Below are 16371 nucleotides of genomic sequence, written 5' to 3'. Positions count from 1 at the left end.
CGCCGCCGGGCCGCGCCCGGCCAGCAGGGCCGCCAGCTCGCCGGCCGCCCGGTCGATCCGGCGCGGCAGGCCGTCGGTGAGCCCGTCCCCCGCCGTGCCCCAGTCGTCGGTGGCCGCGTAGACGGCGGTCGGCAGCACCACCGCACGCAGGTAGCTGAACAGCGGTCGGACGGCGTGCTCCAGGGCGAGCGAGTGCCGGGCCGTGCCGCCGGTGGCGGCGATCAGCACCGGCTTGCCGGTGAGCGCGTCGTTGTCGATCACGTCGAAGAAGGACTTGAACAGACCGCTGTACGAGGCCGTGAAGATCGGCGTCACCGCGATCAGGGCGTCCGCCTCCGTCACCGCCTCGATCGCCGCGCGCAGCCCGGCACCGGGGAAGCCGGTGACGAAGTTGTTGGCTATCTCCACCGCCAGGTCCCGCAGTTCGACCACGGTGACGTCCACCTCCCGCCCCTCCGGGGCGAGTCGGCGCACGGTCGAGTCGGCGAGCCGGTCCGCCAGCAGGCGCGTCGAGGACGGCTTGCTCAGCCCGGCACTCACCACCACCAGCTTGAACGCGGTCACTTGGCCACCTCCACGGCCTTCTCGCTCCGGGCCGCGACCAGCGCGGCGTGGGTCGGCCCGTCCGGCACTCCGGCCGGTCGGCCCTTGGCGAACTCCTCGCGCAGCACCGGCACGACCTCCTCGCCGAGCAGGTCCAGCTGCTCCAGCACCGTCTTCAGCGGCAGGCCGGCGTGGTCCATCAGGAACAGCTGGCGCTGGTAGTCGCCGAAGGTCTCGCGGAAGGTCAGGGTCTTCTCGATGACCTCCTGCGGGCTGCCCACGGTCAGCGGGGTCTGCTCGGTGAACTCCTCCAGCGAGGGCCCGTGCCCGTACACCGGGGCGTTGTCGAAGTACGGACGGAACTCGCGCACCGCGTCCTGGGAGTTCTTGCGCATGAACACCTGCCCGCCGAGGCCGACGATCGCCTGCTCGGGCGTGCCGTGGCCGTAGTGGGCGAAGCGCTCGCGGTAGAGCTCGATCAGCTTCTGGAAGTGCTCCTTGGGCCAGAAGATGTTGTTCGCGAAGAAGCCGTCACCGTAGTAGGCGGCCTGCTCGGCGATCTCCGGGCTGCGGATCGAGCCGTGCCAGACGAACGGCGGGACGTCGTCCAGCGGGCGTGGCGTGGAGGTGAAGCCCTGGAGCGGGGTGCGGAAGCGGCCCTGCCAGTCCACGACCTCCTCGCGCCACAGCTGGTGCAGCAGCGCGTAGTTCTCGATCGCGAGCGGGATGCCCTGGCGGATGTCCTTGCCGAACCACGGGTAGACCGGGCCGGTGTTGCCGCGGCCCATCATGACGTCCACCCGGCCCTCCGCCAGGTGCTGGAGCATCGCGTAGTCCTCGGCGATCTTCACCGGGTCGTTGGTGGTGATCAGCGTGGTCGAGGTGGACAGGATGATGCGGTCGGTCTGCGCGGCGATGTAGCCGAGCATGGTCGTCGGCGAGGACGGGACGAACGGCGGGTTGTGGTGCTCGCCCATGGCGAAGACGTCCAGGCCGACCTCCTCGGCCTTGCGGGCGATGGCCACCATGGCCTTGATCCGCTCGTGCTCGGTCGGAGTGCGGCCGGTGGTGGGGTCGGTCGTCACGTCGCCGACGGAGAAGATTCCGAACTGCATGCTGCTCACCAGATCCCAGGTAGTCCAACTTTCAACCACTCTAGCACTCGGGCAGGGGCGGATATTCCCCCTGGCCGCCTCCCGTTCCCTGCGAGGACAATGAAGAGCACGGGCGGGCAAGGGAAGGCTCCGGAAGGGCGGCGGACGATGGGTCCGTACATCGCGGTGAGCGCGCTGAGCCACGAGGGCCTGGTGCGCGAGCACAACGAGGACAGCCTCACGGTCGGGCCGTGGACGCTCTGCGCCACCGTGACCACCAACCCGCAGACCCTGCTCTTCCCGCTCGGCCCGCCGTGCGTGGTCGCGGTCTCCGACGGTCTGGGCGGCCACCCCGGCGGCGAGGTGGCCAGCGCCCTGGTCGCCCGGCGGCTCGCCGCCGACGGGGGCGCGCTGGACAGCGAGGAGGCCGTCCGCGACGAGCTCCAGGCCTGCAACCGGGCCGTCTACGCGGCCGCCGCCGGGGAGCCGGAGTTCGCCGCGATGGGCACCACCGTCGCCGGACTGGTGCTGCTGCCCGAGCGGGTGGTGACGTTCAACGTCGGCGACAGCCGGGTCTACCGGATCACCGCGGACGGGCTGCGCCGGGTGAGCGTGGACGACAGCCCGCCGCTGTCGCCCGGACAGCGCACCACCTCGGTGGTCACCCAGACCCTGGGCGGCTCGCTCGGGCTCACCTTCGTCGAACCGCACGTCCGGGCCGCACCGCTGGCCGCCGGGGACCGGTACCTGGTGTGCAGCGACGGCCTGACCGACCCGGTGCCCGAGGAGGAGCTGGCCGGGCTGCTGGAGCGGTCGTCCGAGGAGGCGGACCGCTCGGACGGCAAGGCGGCGTTCGAACTGTGGAAGGCCGCGATCGAGGCCGGCGGACCGGACAACATCACCCTGGCGCTGGTGCAGGTCGGGGCGTAGGGGCCCGGTTCCCGGCGGAACGGACCCGCCCCGGGCGGGGCGCCGTAGCGCTCCGCCCGGGGCGGTCACCTGTCCGTTGGCCGTTCCCGGCTCAGATTTCGCTCGTGACGCTCACCCCGCTGAAGCCCTGCTGGGCGTAGAGGCTGAAGAAGACGTAGCCCGCCGGCGGGTTCGTCACGGTCAGCGTCTCGGAGTTGTCCGGGTTGGTCGACCGCGCGGTGGTGCTGTCGGTGTACGCCCAGCCGGTCGGGTTGTAGTAGAGGTCGCCGTTGCCGGTGCCGCCGCTGGTGGTGATCTTCACCTGCTTGGTGCCGGCCGGCACCAGCAGGTAGAAGTGCGCGTAGTTGCCCGTGGTGGCCGCGACGTTGCTGCGGGTGCAGTTGGCGTCCAGCTGCCGGGTGTCGGTGCCGGTGCACTCCGGCAGCTGCGGCGTGGTGGGCGTGCCGCCGCCGTCGGTGGCGCAGGCACCGGCCGCGCACCTGGTCAGCCAGCTGTCGAAGTCGGCGTCGTAACGGGTGCCGATGGTGGTCTTCAGGATGGTGCGGGCACCGGCCCAGTCGCCGGCCCGGTACTTGGCGAGGACCGCGTCCGTGTCGGAGCGGTGCTGCTCCAGCATGTAGCGCACGGCCAGGTAGCCCCAGCGGTAGACCCGGTCCTGGTCACCGTAGGCGGTGTCGAACAGGTCGCTCAGCTTGTAGGTGTGCCGGGCGGCGGCCGCGATGGCACCGTCGTTGTTGGCCTTGCGGTACGAGTAGGAGACGTACTCCGCGAAGCCCTCGACCCACCAGACGGTCGGGGTGGTCATGCCGGCGTTGAAGTCGCCGTACATGTCGAACCGGCCGTCGAGGTAGTGGGTGTACTCGTGGTTGAGGTTCCAGATCTCGAAGGACGGACGGGCCCACTCGGCCTCGTAGCAGAGGAAGCGCGGCTGGTTGCCGGCCGTGGCCGGCTGGCCCTCCAGGTACATGCCGCCGTTGTTGGTGTCGATGCCGTAGATCGCGGCGGCCAGCACCTGGTAGTCGAGCGAGGAGTGGAAGACCACGACCTCGATCGTGTTGTTGTTGTCGTCCTTGACCGGTCCGCTGTCCTTGGCCACCGAGTGGAAGAACGCGTCCTGGCCGGTCAGGCTGGTGCAGGCGGTGCCCAGCTGGGTGTTGTCCAGCGCCTGGGCGATCAGCTTGATGCTCGGGCTGCAGGTGTAGTTCACCGTCAGCACGCCGGCCTTGAGCTGGTCGGCCTTGTTGCAGGTGCCGTAGTACGAGCAGTTGCCGGCGTCGTAGTAGTCGACGCCCTCGGCGACCGCGGCCCACTGGTAGACGGTGCGGCCCTTCGGCTCGGACTTGTCGACCAGCCCCTTGGCGAGCGGACGGACCTTGGCCTGGAGGGCCGTGTCCTTCAGGAAGCGGGTCAGCTCCTTGGTCGCGTTGTAGACCAGCACGCCGTAGGTGTCGCCGAGCAGGCCGTTGTTGCGGGCCGCGAAGTCGGACAGCGAGTCCAGCACGCTCGGGTCGGCCTCGACGGCCGCGTCGAAGCCGGGCACCTGGTGGCCGCGGAACAGCACGGTGAACACCGGGTTGACCGCCCAGGCCATGCCGGCCGGGTTCCAGGTGTCGGCCTTGTAGTCGCCCAGCAGCCGCTTGACCACCGGCAGGTAGCGGACGTTCTCCTGCGCGCTGTCGATCAGGGTGACCGCCTCGCCCAGGATGGGCCCGTTGCCCGAGGCGACGTCACGCGAGTGCGCGCTGTTGAAGAAGGCGTCCAGGCCGGACTGGATCGCGGTCTTGAGGCCGGCGCCGTACTCGCCGACGTCCTCCTTGTGGTACCACTGCACGAAGTAGCCGGCGCGCAGGTAGAGCACCAACTGCTCGACGGAGGTGGAGTTGTCGCCGGGGTAGTTGGCCGACGCGTCGCGCAGCGCGTAGGCCACCGTGCTCATCTGCTCCTCGCGGAACGCGCCCCGCGCGTCGCCGCCGGTGAGCTGGAACAGGCTGTTGATGCACTGGATGTCGGCGTCCTTGATGTGCTGGACCAGGTCACTGCCGGTCCGGCCGGAGAAGTCGCCGACGGTACAGGGCTTTTCGGCCGCCGCGCCGAGGCTCAAAGCCTTGGCGGTCGGCCGGACCTCGGCCGGCCGGGTGTCGACCGGGAGCGGGGCGCGCTGGTCCGCCGAGGCCAACTGCTGCCCGCTGTCGGCTCGTTCGGTGGCGCCGATGGCGGGCTGCGGGGCCGGCCCGGTCGGGACGGGCGCGGGCGTGCCGCCCGGGGTGGGGGTGGCGGGGGCGGCCTGGGACTGCGGGGCGAACAGGCCGACCGCCAGGAACAGGGACAGGACGAGCGTCAACAAGCGTGCCAGCTGCGGGAGTCGCAGCAGACGTGAAGGACTCACGTGGGGGCCTCCGGGCCGTCGTCGACCGCGACGTGGGGCCGCGGCCGGTGGGGGTGTCGAGGACCGTTGGTGACGGCGCCGCGTGGGGGCGGCGGTTCCGTCGGGCACGGTGGGGGATGTGACATGTACCATGGCACATCTCACATGGCCTTGGGAACCCGGGGCGTTGTGCGCAGTTTGCGGGGAATCAGGTCGGGAACCGTGATGACGGTCCGCCGACAGACCTGCCCCGGGCGGGGCGCCGTAGCGCTCCGCCCGAGGCGGTCACCTGTCCGGTCTGCCGGATTCGGCTCAGAATTCGCTCGTGACGCTCACCCCGCTGAAGCCCTGCTGGGCGTAGAGGCTGAAGAAGACGTAGCCCGCCGGCGGGTTGCTGACGGTCAGCGTCTCCCAGTTGTCCGGACCGGCCGAGCGCGTGACGTAGGAGTTGGTGTACGCCCAGCTGCCCGGGTTGTAGTAGAGGTCACCGTTGCCGGTGCCGCCCTTGCTGGAGACCTTCAGCTGCTTGGTGCCCTGCGGCACCCAGACGTAGAAGTGCGCGTAGTTGCCGGTGGTCGCCGCGACGCTGCTGCGCACGCAGCCGGCGTCCAGCTGCCTGGTGTCGGTGCCGGTGCACTCCGGCAGCTGCGGCTCGCCCGGGGTGTCGGCGGCGCAGGCGCCGGCGGCGCACCTGGTCAGCCAGCTGTCGAAGTCGGCGTCGTAGCGGGTGCCGATGGTGGTCTTCAGGATGGTGCGGGCACCGTCCCAGTCGCCGGCCCGGTACTTGGCGAGGACCGCGTCCGTGTCGGAGCGGTGCTGCTCCAGCATGTAGCGCACGGCCAGGTAGCCCCAGCGGTAGACCCGGTCCTGGCTGCTGGTGGCGTAGACGGTGTCGAAGAGTTCGCTCAGCTTGTAGGTGTGCTGCGAGGCCACCGCGATGGCACCGTCGTTGACGACCTTACGGTACGAGTAGGAGACGAACTCCGCGAAGCCCTCGACCCACCAGTCGATCGGGAGGACCTGGCCGGCGTCGTAGTCGCCGTACACGTCGAACCGGCCGTCGAGGTAGTGGGTGTACTCGTGGTTGAGGTTCCAGATCTCGAAGGACGGGCGGACCCGCTTGTTCTCGTAGCAGAGGAAGCGCGGCTGGTTGCCGACCGTCGCCGGGTCGCCCTCCAGGTACATGCCGCCGTTGTCGGTCCTGATGCCGTAGATGACCGCCGCGAGCACCTTGTAGTCGAGGTCGGAGTGGAAGACCACGACCTCGATCGTCGTGTTGTTGTCGTCCTTGACCGGGCCGCCGTCCTTGGCCTCCGCGTGGAAGAACGCGTCCTGGCCGGTCAGGCTGGTGCAGGCGGTGCCCAGCCGGGCGTTGTCCAGCGCCTGAGCGATGATCTTGATGCTCGGGCTGCAGGAGTACTTCACCGTCAGGTTGGCGGCCTTGAACTTCGCCGGGTCGTCACAGGTGCCGTAGTACGAGCAGTTGGCGGCGTCGTAGAACCTCACCGCGAGCGCCGCGGCGCCACGCTGGTACAGGGTGGGCCCGCTCGGCGCGGACTGCTCGGCCAGCGTCCGGATGTACGGGCGCAGCCTGGACAGCAGCTCCGGGTACTGCATGAAGCGGCCCAGCTCGTTGACCGACTCGTAGATCATCTGCCCGTAGTCGCCACCGAGCAGGTCGTGGTTGCGGGAGATGAAGGTGAACAGGGTGTCCAGCACGGTCGGGTCGGCCAGCACGGCGGGGAGGTAGTCGGCCTCCCAGTGACCGGCGAACAGCGCGGTGAGCACCGGGGTCAGGCCCCACACCATGCCGGTCGGGTTCCAGGTGGTGCTGTCGTAGTCGGCCAGCAGGCGCTTGATGACCGGCAGGTAGCGGCCGCTGTCCTTGATGCTGTCGATCAGCGTGGTCGCCCGGGCCAGCGGGCCGGCGTTGTCCGCCGTGACGTCCCGCGAGCGGGGGTTGGCGAAGAACGCGTCCAGCGCGGAGCGGCCGGCGGCCTTCAGGCTGTCGCCGTAGGAGCCCACCACGTCGGGGTAGGTGTAGTGCACGAAGTAGCCGGCCTGGAGGAACAGCATCAGCTGCGAGATCGACGCGCTGTTGTTGCCCTGGTAGCCGTTCGCGGCGTCGCGCACCGCGTACGCCACGGTGATCATCTGCGACTCGCGGAACGCGCTGGCGGCGTCGCCGCGGCCGATCACGAACAGCGAGTTGATGCACTGGAGGTCGACGGACTTGATCTGCTGGACCAGGGCGCTGCCGGTCCGGCCGGTGAAGTCACCGACGTTGCAGGGCTGCGCGGCGGCCGCCGCACCCAGGCCGAAGGCCTTGGCCTGCGGCTGCTCGACCGTCGGCAGGCCGGTGAACGGGGCCGTCGGCGACTGGGGCACCAGGTCCTCCGGGCCGATCTGCTTCTTTCCGTCCGGCCTCGCCGGGGCCGTGTCGATGCGGTCCACGCCGATGGCGGGCGGCGGCGCCAGGTGGGCGGGCGCCGTGCCGGCAGGCGTGCCGGTGGGGGTGCCGGTGGGGGTCCTGCCGCCGGGGGTGGGAGCGGCGGGGGCGGCCTGGCCGAGCGGGGCGAACATGCCGATCGCCAGGACGAGGGTCAGAACGAGCGTCAACAGTCTTGCCAACTGCGGTACTCGCAGTAAGCGTCGGCCATTCACGTGGGGGCCTCCGGGCCGTCGACGGCCGCGGTCGGGGGCGCGGCCTGCGGTGGAGCGAGGACCGTCCGCAGCAGCACCGCGTGGGGCGGGTCCGCCGTGGATTCAGTGGGGATATGACATGTACCATTGCACACATCACACAACATTGTGAAGACCTTTACCCGAGGTCCACTCATTCGCAAGAGCGTGAAGGGCATGGCGACGGGTCGTCACCATGCCCTTTCCACTGACGGAACGGGGGAATTCCGGGTGTTCTCCGGCTGCCCCCGAGCGGCTACTTGCGGAGCAGCAGGATCACGCCCGCCGTCACCAGCCCGACCACGACGGCGGCCACGCCGTACGCCAGGCGGTGCGCCCGCAGCACCGGCAGGAAGCGATCCACGGCGTAGCGGCCGGGGCCGGTCAGGGCGAGCGCGGCGGCGCCGGCGGTCAGCAGCAGCTCGTACTCGCTGCCCTTCGGGGCGAAGAAGCCGCCGCCCCAGGTGACGGCTATCGCGTTGACCATCGTGCCGACGATCGCGGCGCCCGCGAGCGGGGTCAACAGACCGACGGCGAGGGCGAGTCCGCCCAGCGTCTCGGTGAGGCCCGCCACCACGGCCATGGCATGGCCGGCCGGGTAGCCGCTCATGGTGAAGAACTGACCGGTGCCGTCGATCCCGCCGCCGCCGAACCAGCCGAACAGTTTCTGGCTGCCGTGCGCGGCCATGGTCAGGCCGAGGACCAGGCGCAGGAGCAGGAGTCCGGCGTCATAGGCGTGCGGGGAGGTCGTCGCGGGCCCGGAGGTGCCCTGGGCCGGGCTGACGGTGCTGGTGGCGGCGGTCGTGCTCGGGCTGCTGCTCGGCATGCGCGTCTCCATCGATCGGGGTTCGGTCGTCGTCCGGCGCGGCCGGACGTGGTCACGGGTCGTGGTGGTGCGGCGGGCACGGGTCGTCACCCAGCGCCATTGTTCAAATTTGAACCTGCCGCTCTCCCGACCGTACCTCGAAGTTCGAATTTGAACAACTGACGGACCGTCGGCGACTCGCGGGCCCCGCCCGGGCCGGGGAGGGTGGAGGCATGGCTCAACGCAGGCAACACCGACGGGAGTCGCGGACCGGCACCCCGTACCCCGAGGCGCTGGACGCCTTCGGCGAGCGCGTCCGGCTGATCACCCCCGGCCAGTGGGACTCCCCCACCCCGTGCGGCGACTGGTCCGTCCGTGACCTGGTCAACCACCTCACCGGCGAGCAGCTCTGGGTGCCCGAACTTCTGATGGGCGCCACCATCGGCGAGGTCGGCGAACGCTTCGACGGCGACGTGCTCGGCGACGACCCGGCCACCGCCTGGACCGACGCCGCCGGGGCTGCCCGGGAGGCCTGGGCCGTCCCGGGCGCCACCGAGCTGACCGTCCACCTCTCCTACGGGGACGTCTCCGGCCAGTCCTACCTGGACCAGCTCACCACCGACCTGGTGATCCACTCCTGGGACCTCGCCGAGGGCATCGGACGGCGCACCCGGCTTCCGGCCGGGCTCGTCGAGTTCGCGCTCGGCGAGTTCGCCACGTACGGGGACCTCTCCGGCAGCGGGCTCTTCGACCCGCCGCTGCCGGTGCCCGAGGACGCCGCCCCGCAGACCCGGCTGCTCGCCCTCACCGGGCGGCGGGACGGAGGGTGACCGGACGCGCCTCCCGGTGCCGGATACTGGAAGCCGGGGGAAGTCTTCCGTGCGAGAGGCGGGCGGGCCATGAGCCGCAGGCCTGACATCCTCGGCGAGTTCACCGCCGACCACCGGGCGGCCGTCGAGCTGCTCGACCGGATCGAGGCCGCACCGGCCGACGACCCCGGGCGCAGCGAGCTGGTCTCCCGGCTGACCGACCTGCTGTTCACCCACTGCGCCGCCGAGGAGGAGCACCTCTTCCCGGCGGTGCAGCACGACGTGCCCGACGGCGGGGCCCTGGTGTTCCGCAGCATCCAGGACCACCTGGCGATCGGGCAGTACCTGGCCGACCTCCAGGGGCTCGGACCGGCCGACCCGGCCTTCGACACCCTGCTGCACGGCCTCGCCGAAACCCTGCGGCGGCACCTGCGCGACGAGGAGGAGCAGCTCTTCCCGGCCACCCGCAAGACCCTGCCCGCCGCTGCCCGCGCCGCACTGGGCGACCGGCTGCGGGCGGATCGGGCGGAGCTGGACGCCCCCTAGAACGCCGCGGGCCCGCTCAGTCCTTCGGGCTGATCACGGCGAACCGGGCGCCCTCGCGGTCCCGCAGCCGCGCCACCCGCCCGTACGGGGAGTCGAAGGCCGGCCCGATCGCCCCGCCGCCCAGCTCCACGGCCCGGGCCAGCGCCCGGTCGGCGTCCGGGACGGCGAAGGACACCTCCCAGTGCGGCGGCATCCCGGCCGGGCCGCCCGCCTGCTCCCTGGCCAGCGCCGCGACGCTGTGGCCCTCGGCGCGCAGCACCACCCGGTCGTGTTCCCAGCGGACGTCGAAGCGCTCCGGGTCCCGGCCGTCCCAGCGGAACACCTCGCCGTAGAACAGCGCCGCCGCGAACGGGTCCGGGGTGCGCAGCTCGATCCAGACCGGCGCCCCGGGCAGGTCCAGCTTCCGGGCCCGGCCCGGCGGGCCCTCCCAGATGCCGAACACCGCGCCCACCGGGTCCGCCGCGAAGGCCACCCGCCCGGCGTCGAAGGCCAACGGGCCGACCGCCAGGGTGGCACCGCGCTCACGCACCGCGTCGGCGGCGGCGTCGGCGCTCTCCGTGCCGAAGTAGCTGGTCCACGCGAGCGGGACCGCCCCGAAGCCGGCGACGCCCAGCCCGGCCACCGCCTCCCCGCCGGTCACCGCGTGCACGTACGGCCCGAAGCGGTCCGGCCCGGGCTCGAACTCCCAGCCGAGCAGCGGCCCGTAGAACTCCTCGGCATCCCCCAGGTCCCGGGCCATCAGGCTCACCCAGCACGGCACGGCCGCCACACAGCGCACCTTGGCGGCCATCTCACCGCTGCCCATCGCGAACCTCCTCGCCCACCCGGCCGCCGGGCCCCTCCCGACTCCCACGGCCCACCGGCCGCCCGGGACGCCCACAGCCTAGGCCGCCACCCGCACCGCCCGGGGAAGCCATGCCCGGGATCAGCGCACCCGGTTCCCGATCGGTGTCCGGCAAGATGCCCACGGGGTCGGGGAGGCGGACGACCTTGCCGAAGGGGAGGGTCCGGACGGTCTCGTGGCGGACGCCGTCGAGCCGGGTCCTGGCGACAGTGGAATCCGGCCACCGACCGGCCGACGTGACGCGGGTCACCTCCGGAGAGGAAATTCCGGGGACGGATTCCCCGTTTCCGAGTACGTTGGCAGAACCGGGGAGAATTTCCCCGGTATCCTGATGAGGAGCAGTCGCCGTGACCACCACCGCCGAGCCGGTCCGTCCCGCGGGGAGCGCGCACACGCCGAAGCTGCGTGCGGACGCGAGCCGGAACCGGGAGCGGATCGTGCTGGCGGCCCGGGACGCGTTCGTCGAGCACGGTGCGGATGCGCCGCTGGACGAGATCGCGAAGCGGGCGGGGGTCGGCAACGCCACCCTGTACCGGAACTTCCCGGACCGGGTGGCGCTGATCCGCGAGGTGGCGGTGCTCGTCAAGAACCGCGTCCTGGCGCTCGCCGAGACGGCGACGGCGGAGGCGGACGCTCCTGACGGCGGCGGCCCGTTCGACGCCCTCCAGCGGTTCGCGCACGCGTCCGTCGGGGAGAAGGTCGGCGGCCTCTGCACCTTGTTCAGCAACCATGTCGACCCGTACGACCCGGAGTTGACCGAGATCCGGGAACGCCTGCAGGCCGCCGTGGGCGGGCTGATGGAGCGCGCCCGGGCCGCGGGCGAGCTGCGGTCGGACGTCGACCACGGTGACCTGTTCATCGCGATGAGCCAGCTGACCCGGCCACTGCCGAACACCTCCTGCCGACTGCTCGACGAGTTCGTCCACCGGCACCTGCAGATCTTCCTGGACGGCCTGCGCGCGCCGGCCCGTTCGGCCCTGCCCGGCCGGGCCGCGACCTTCGAGGACTTCCAGCCCCGGAACTGACCGACCACCACTACCGACCGTCCGGCGACGCGCTGCCGCGCCGCGGCACGCCCTCCGACCGCACGCTCTCCGTACGGCAACCCACCGCTCCCGTACGGCACTCGACCGTTCACGCACACCACACGCACCGTGAAGTGAGTACCCCCATGCCTCAAACCGACGCCCGACCGGCGACGCTGCCCGATCCCCGGCGCTGGAAGGCGCTGATATTCATCGGCCTCGCCCAGCTGATGGTCGTCCTCGACGCGACCATCGTGAACATCGCCCTGCCGTCCGCACAGCGCGACCTGGGCATCTCCGACGGCAACCGCCAGTGGGTGATCACCGCCTACGCGCTGGCCTTCGGCGGCCTGCTGCTGTTCGGCGGCCGGATCGCGGACCTCTGGGGCCGCAAGCGGACCTTCATCGTCGGCCTGACCGGCTTCGCCCTCGCCTCCGCGCTCGGTGGCGCCGCGGCCAACACCGCGATGCTGCTCGGCGCCCGCGCCCTCCAGGGCGTGTTCGGCGCGCTGCTCGCGCCGGCCGCGCTGTCGCTGCTCGCGGTGACCTTCACCGAGGCCAGGGAGCGCGCCAAGGCCTTCGGCATCTACGGTGCGATCGCCGGTGGCGGTGGCGCCATCGGTCTGATCCTCGGCGGCCTGCTCACCGAGTACATGAACTGGCGCTGGACCTTCTTCGTCAACATCCCGTTCGCCATCGTGGCCGCCGCGGGCGCCGTGCTGGTGATCCGCGAGCCCGCCGAGGGCCGCAACCGCAACCGGCTGGACGTCCCCGGCGTGCTGCTGGTGACCGCCGGCCTGGTCTCGCTGGTCTACGGCTTCACCCGCGCCGAGTCCGACGGCTGGTCGTCCGGCAGCACCGTGGGGCTGTTCGTCGCGGCCGCCGTGCTGCTGTCCGCCTTCGTCGTGGTGGAGCGCCGGGTCAAGGCCCCGCTGCTGCCGCTGCGCGTGGTGCTCGACCGCAACCGCGGCGGGGTGTACCTGTCGCTGGGCATGGCCGTGGTCGGCATGTTCGGTCTGTTCCTCTTCCTGACCTACTACCTCCAGATCGTGCTCGGTTACAGCCCGGTGCTGACCGGTGTGGCCTTCCTGCCGATGGTGGCGGGCATGATCACCGGCTCGACCCAGATCGGCGCCCGGCTGATGACCCGGGTCCCGGCCCGCTACCTGATGGCGCCGGGCTTCCTGGTCGCCTCGACCGGCATGTTCCTGCTGTCCCACATCGGCCTGGACACCTCCTACCCGGCGCTGATCCTGCCCGGCCTGGTCCTGATGGGCCTCGGCATGGGTACCGCGTTCATGCCGGCCATGAGCCTCGCCACGCACGGCGTCCAGCCGCGCGACGCGGGTGTGGCCTCGGCGATGGTCAACACCTCGCAGCAGGTCGGCGGCGCCATCGGCACCGCGCTGCTGAACACCATCGCGGCGAGCGCGACCACCAGCTGGCTGACCTCGCACGCCGGCGCCGCCGCCACCTCTCCGGCGGCCGCCAAGGCCGTGCAGTTCCAGGGCATGGTGCACGGCTTCACCACCGCGATCTGGGTGTCCTTCGGGATCCTGGTGGCGGCGGCCGCGGTCGCCTTCACCTTCGTCAACGCCGGCCGGCCGGGTGCCGCGGCGGGCTCGGACACGGGCGCGGCGGAGGAGAACGAGGTGCCGGTGCTGGTGCACTGACGCCCTTGGGGTTGCTCGGGTGCGTACGCGGCCCGTCCGGTGTCCTTCACGGCACCGGGCGGGCCGCTCGCCGTTTCCGGCCCGAAGGGGCCGCGCGGAAGGGACCCCCCGGGGTAGAAGCGGGGATCGCTCCCCGATTATGGTGGGCCCCAGTGCGAATCGGGGACTCCTCCCCGTTTCCTTCGGACCGAGGTGGGTGCACATGACCCGGAATCAGAGCCCTGGGCGGGGGCAGCGGGCCGCCGACTGGGCGGACGGCCGGCTGGGGATCTACTCCCTGGCCAGGGCGAACCTGCGGAAGATCTTCCCGGACCACTGGTCCTTCATGCTGGGCGAGATCTGCCTCTACACCTTCCTGATCATCATCCTGACCGGTGTCTGGCTGACGCTGTTCTTCAAGCCCGGCATGGGCGAGGTGGTCTACGCCGGCTCGTACGTGCCGCTCAGGGGCGTTCCGATGTCGGAGGCCTACGCCTCCACCGTGGACATCAGCTTCGAGGTCCGCGGCGGCCTGCTGATCCGGCAGATCCACCACTGGGCGGCGATCCTCTTCGTCGCGGCCATGTTCGTCCACATGATGCGGGTGTTCTTCACCGGCGCGTTCCGCAGGCCGCGCGAGATCAACTGGGTCTTCGGCTTCCTGCTGCTCTTCCTCGGCATGCTGGACGGCTTCTTCGGCTACTCCCTGCCGGACGACCTGCTGTCGGGCACCGGCATCCGGTTCATCGAGGGCGCGATCCTCGCCGTGCCACTGGTCGGCACGTACATCCAGATGTTCCTGTTCGGCGGGGAGTTCCCCGGCCACGACATCGTGCCGCGGTTCTTCACCATCCACGTGCTGCTGATCCCGGGCATCATGCTCGGCCTGCTGGTGGCGCACCTGATCCTGGTCTTCTACCACAAGCACACCCAGTGGGCGGGCCCGGGCAGGACCGAGAAGAACGTCGTCGGCACACCGCTGATGCCGGTCTACACGGCCAAGGCCGGCGGGTTCTTCTTCCTGGTCTTCGGCATCATCGCGCTGGTGGCGGCGGTCGCGACCGTCAATCCGATCTGGGCGTACGGCCCGTACCGCCCGGACCAGGTGTCCACCGACGCCCAACCGGACTGGTACATGGGGTTCGCCGAGGGCCTGATCCGGATCATGCCCGGCTGGGAGGTCGGACTGTGGGGGCACACCCTCAACCTCGGGGTGCTCATCCCGTTCACGCTGTTCCCGCTGATCCTGGGCGCCATCGCCGTCCACCCGTTCGTGGAGGGCTGGGTGACCGACGACAAGCGGGAGCACCACCTGCTCGACCGGCCGCGCAACGCGCCCGTCCGCACCGCACTCGGCGCCGCCTGGATCAGCCTGTACCTGGTGGCACTGGTGGCCGGCGGCAACGACCTCATCGCCACCCACCTGCACCTGTCGCTCAACGCCATCACGTACGCCGCCCGGGTCGGCTTCTTCGTCGTCCCGGTGGTCGTCTTCGTCATCACCAAGCGCTGGTGCCTCGGCCTCCAGCGCCGGGACCGCGACAAGGTGCTGCACGGGCGCGAGACCGGCGTCATCAAGCGCCTGCCGCACGGCGAGTTCGCCGAGGTGCACGCCCGGCTCTCGCCACAGGAACTGCACCGGCTCACGGCGCACGAACAGCCCTGCCCCCTCGAACTGCCCGCCCCGGTGGACGAGAATGGAGTGGCCCGCCCGGCGGGGGCGCTCACCCGCACCCGGACCCGGCTCTCCCGCGGGTTCCACGGCGAGAACGGCCGGATCCCCAAGCCCACCGCCGAGGAGTTCCGCGAGATCACCGAGGGCCACGGGCACTGACCCGCACCCCCCGATGGCACAGGGAGGACAGGTGCACCACCGAACCGACCGGCTCGCCGACAGCAGGTACCTCCTGCTCACCACCTTCGGCGAGGACGGCAGCCGGATGGAGTCGCAGCTCTGGGTGGTGCCGGACGGCACGGCCCTCGGGGTCTGGACCCCGGCCCACTCCGGCGAGGCCGAACGGATCCGCCGCCATCCCCGGGTACTGATCGGCCCCTGCGACGCCCACGGACGCCCCACCGGCCGGCAGGTCCCGGCGCGGGCGCGGCTCTGCGACGCCGACGACACCGCGCGCTACCGCACCTCGCTGATCAACAAGTACGGACTGACGGCGCTGATCGCGCTGGCCCGCAGCCGGTTCCGGGTGGGGCTCGCCGGGACGGTCGGCATCCGGATCACACCGGACGAGCTGGAACAGCGACTGGTCGGCCCGGAGTGGCAGCCGCCGGCCACCTACTGCGCCAACTGACGGACCGTCAATCCCTGTCGAGCGCCGGGGCCCCGGAACGGGCGGCTCCGGCACTCGGCGTTTCCGGAGCCACCTCCGGGGCGGCTCCGGAGCTTGCGCCCGGGGCCGACTCCGGAGCCGCTCCCGGACCGTCGCCCGGTCGCCAGGAGGTCACGACAGCGGGTGGGTCGGGACCGGACTGACCTCCTGGATCTCGCCGTGGGCCTTGGTGAGCAGCTGCGAGGCGAGCTCGTTGAGCGCGCGGGCCCCCGCGATCTCCTCGCCGACCCGCAGCTGTTCCGGGTCGGCGGGGTGACGGCTGCTGTAGCCGTGGGCGCGCAGCTCGCTCCCATCGCCGAGGCGCAGCAGCGCGGCGGCGCTGGTCCGCGGCCCCTCCTCGCGGAACTCCATCTCGATGTGCCAACCGACCAGAGTCTTCATGGCGGATCACCTCCATCGGTTACTCCTCCAGAGTGCGCCGCACCCACCGTGAACACCAGGCCAGCCGGGGCGGGCAGCATCGGGAGGGCGAGTTGAACGCGTTCAAGTCGGCCGCGTAGAGTCGGCGGCGAAAGCTATTTGAACGCGTTCAAGGGGGCGTGTCCGCCATGGGGAAGGGCACCACGGAACTGGTCGACCTGCTGATCCTGCTCGGCATGGGCGCCGTCGTCCCGCTCGGCCTCGCCCTGGTCGGCGAGCCCGGCCTCGCCCGGGTCCGCCGGCTCTGGCCGCTCGCCGCAGTACCCGGCGCGCTCTCGCTCTGGCTGCCCCGCGGCGGCCCGGCCGCCGGC

General features: G+C 71.4%; 15 protein-coding genes. 8 read left to right on the top strand and 7 right to left on the bottom strand.

Translation table 11 applies throughout. The annotated features are described in order from the left end of the window. Positions 1-564: FMN reductase (locus KS423_RS17975; protein WP_224280537.1), on the bottom strand; the 564-nt coding region annotated here is incomplete at its 3' end. Then, positions 561-1658, bottom strand: coding sequence for an LLM class flavin-dependent oxidoreductase (locus KS423_RS17970; RefSeq protein WP_224280535.1), 1098 nt, complete (start codon positions 1656-1658; stop codon positions 561-563). The genes KS423_RS17975 and KS423_RS17970, both read right to left, overlap by 4 nt. Before the next feature lie 147 nt (positions 1659-1805). On the opposite strand from KS423_RS17970, the gene KS423_RS17965 reads away from it, so the two are divergent. Then, entirely contained in the window at positions 1806-2567 is a 762-nt protein-coding gene (locus KS423_RS17965) for a PP2C family serine/threonine-protein phosphatase (protein ID WP_224280533.1), read from the top strand. A gap of 91 nt (positions 2568-2658) precedes the next feature. On the opposite strand, the gene KS423_RS17960 is transcribed toward KS423_RS17965, so the two are convergent. The 3 genes from KS423_RS17960 to KS423_RS17950 form a co-directional block, all read right to left on the bottom strand. Continuing rightward, positions 2659-4953 carry a collagenase gene (locus tag KS423_RS17960; RefSeq protein WP_224280531.1) on the bottom strand — a complete coding sequence of 765 codons (2295 nt, stop codon included), beginning with the start codon at positions 4951-4953 and terminating at the stop codon, positions 2659-2661. Between the two features lie 291 nt (positions 4954-5244). Beyond that, positions 5245-7551, bottom strand: a complete 2307-nt coding sequence (locus KS423_RS17955) for a M9 family metallopeptidase (protein WP_224280529.1) — start codon at positions 7549-7551, stop codon at positions 5245-5247. Between the two features lie 319 nt (positions 7552-7870). After that, positions 7871-8440, bottom strand: a complete 570-nt coding sequence (locus tag KS423_RS17950) for a DoxX family protein (RefSeq protein WP_224280527.1) — start codon at positions 8438-8440, stop codon at positions 7871-7873. Positions 8441-8652: 212 nt separating this feature from the next. On the opposite strand from KS423_RS17950, the gene KS423_RS17945 reads away from it, so the two are divergent. Together KS423_RS17945 and KS423_RS17940 are read left to right on the top strand one after the other, a co-directional pair. Continuing rightward, a complete protein-coding gene (locus KS423_RS17945) occupies positions 8653-9249 on the top strand; it encodes a TIGR03086 family metal-binding protein (protein ID WP_224280525.1) in 597 nt (198 codons plus the stop codon). A gap of 69 nt (positions 9250-9318) precedes the next feature. Next, positions 9319-9774, top strand: coding sequence for a hemerythrin domain-containing protein (locus KS423_RS17940; RefSeq protein WP_224280523.1), 456 nt, complete (start codon positions 9319-9321; stop codon positions 9772-9774). 16 nt (positions 9775-9790) lie between these two features. Here the strand turns inward: KS423_RS17940 and KS423_RS17935 are convergent, their stop codons facing one another. Beyond that, the gene (locus KS423_RS17935; protein ID WP_224280521.1) at positions 9791-10579 is read right to left on the bottom strand and encodes a VOC family protein; all 789 of its coding nucleotides are present in this window, start codon (positions 10577-10579) and stop codon (positions 9791-9793) included. Between the two features lie 386 nt (positions 10580-10965). Here KS423_RS17935 and KS423_RS17930 point away from each other — a divergent pair, with 386 nt between their 5' ends. The 4 genes from KS423_RS17930 to KS423_RS17915 all read left to right on the top strand — a co-directional run bounded on the left by KS423_RS17930 (position 10966) and on the right by KS423_RS17915 (position 15601). Then, positions 10966-11643: a TetR/AcrR family transcriptional regulator gene (locus KS423_RS17930; protein WP_224280519.1), complete on the top strand. Its 678-nt coding sequence runs from the start codon at positions 10966-10968 to the stop codon at positions 11641-11643. A gap of 146 nt (positions 11644-11789) precedes the next feature. Further along, a complete protein-coding gene (locus KS423_RS17925) occupies positions 11790-13316 on the top strand; it encodes an MFS transporter (protein ID WP_224280517.1) in 1527 nt (508 codons plus the stop codon). A 202-nt stretch (positions 13317-13518) separates the two neighbouring features. After that, on the top strand, positions 13519-15129 hold the full coding sequence (locus KS423_RS17920; RefSeq protein WP_224280516.1) for a cytochrome bc complex cytochrome b subunit: 1611 nt from the start codon (positions 13519-13521) through the stop codon (positions 15127-15129). A gap of 31 nt (positions 15130-15160) precedes the next feature. Continuing rightward, complete coding sequence (locus KS423_RS17915) at positions 15161-15601, top strand: PPOX class F420-dependent oxidoreductase (RefSeq protein ID WP_308020209.1); 441 nt, start codon at positions 15161-15163, stop codon at positions 15599-15601. A gap of 150 nt (positions 15602-15751) precedes the next feature. Here KS423_RS17915 and KS423_RS17910 read toward each other — a convergent pair whose 3' ends face one another. Then, complete coding sequence (locus KS423_RS17910; RefSeq protein ID WP_224280512.1) at positions 15752-16021, bottom strand: DUF1876 domain-containing protein; 270 nt, start codon at positions 16019-16021, stop codon at positions 15752-15754. A 167-nt stretch (positions 16022-16188) separates the two neighbouring features. Between KS423_RS17910 and KS423_RS17905 the strand changes: the two genes are divergently transcribed. Continuing rightward, positions 16189-16371 (top strand): YndJ family transporter (locus tag KS423_RS17905; protein WP_224280539.1); only part of this gene is annotated, 183 nt, incomplete at its 3' end.

It is taken from the genome of Streptomyces sp. LS1784, assembly GCF_020103755.1.
GTDB lineage: Bacteria > Actinomycetota > Actinomycetes > Streptomycetales > Streptomycetaceae > Kitasatospora.
The sequence above is the reverse complement of the archived record's forward strand: the minus strand, read 5'-3'. Positions and strand labels throughout refer to the sequence as shown.

What these genes read in the sequence shown, in the direction of transcription:
- KS423_RS17970 (WP_224280535.1), bottom strand. Translation starts at nt 1,658, where the DNA reads ATGCAGTTCGGAATCTTCTCCGTCGGCGACGTGACGACCGACCCCACC.
- KS423_RS17950 (WP_224280527.1), bottom strand. Translation starts at nt 8,440, where the DNA reads ATGCCGAGCAGCAGCCCGAGCACGACCGCCGCCACCAGCACCGTCAGC.
- KS423_RS17945 (WP_224280525.1), top strand. Translation starts at nt 8,653, where the DNA reads ATGGCTCAACGCAGGCAACACCGACGGGAGTCGCGGACCGGCACCCCG.
- KS423_RS17940 (WP_224280523.1), top strand. Translation starts at nt 9,319, where the DNA reads ATGAGCCGCAGGCCTGACATCCTCGGCGAGTTCACCGCCGACCACCGG.
- KS423_RS17965 (WP_224280533.1), top strand. Translation starts at nt 1,806, where the DNA reads ATGGGTCCGTACATCGCGGTGAGCGCGCTGAGCCACGAGGGCCTGGTG.
- KS423_RS17935 (WP_224280521.1), bottom strand. Translation starts at nt 10,579, where the DNA reads ATGGGCAGCGGTGAGATGGCCGCCAAGGTGCGCTGTGTGGCGGCCGTG.
- KS423_RS17920 (WP_224280516.1), top strand. Translation starts at nt 13,519, where the DNA reads ATGACCCGGAATCAGAGCCCTGGGCGGGGGCAGCGGGCCGCCGACTGG.
- KS423_RS17925 (WP_224280517.1), top strand. Translation starts at nt 11,790, where the DNA reads ATGCCTCAAACCGACGCCCGACCGGCGACGCTGCCCGATCCCCGGCGC.
- KS423_RS17910 (WP_224280512.1), bottom strand. Translation starts at nt 16,021, where the DNA reads ATGAAGACTCTGGTCGGTTGGCACATCGAGATGGAGTTCCGCGAGGAG.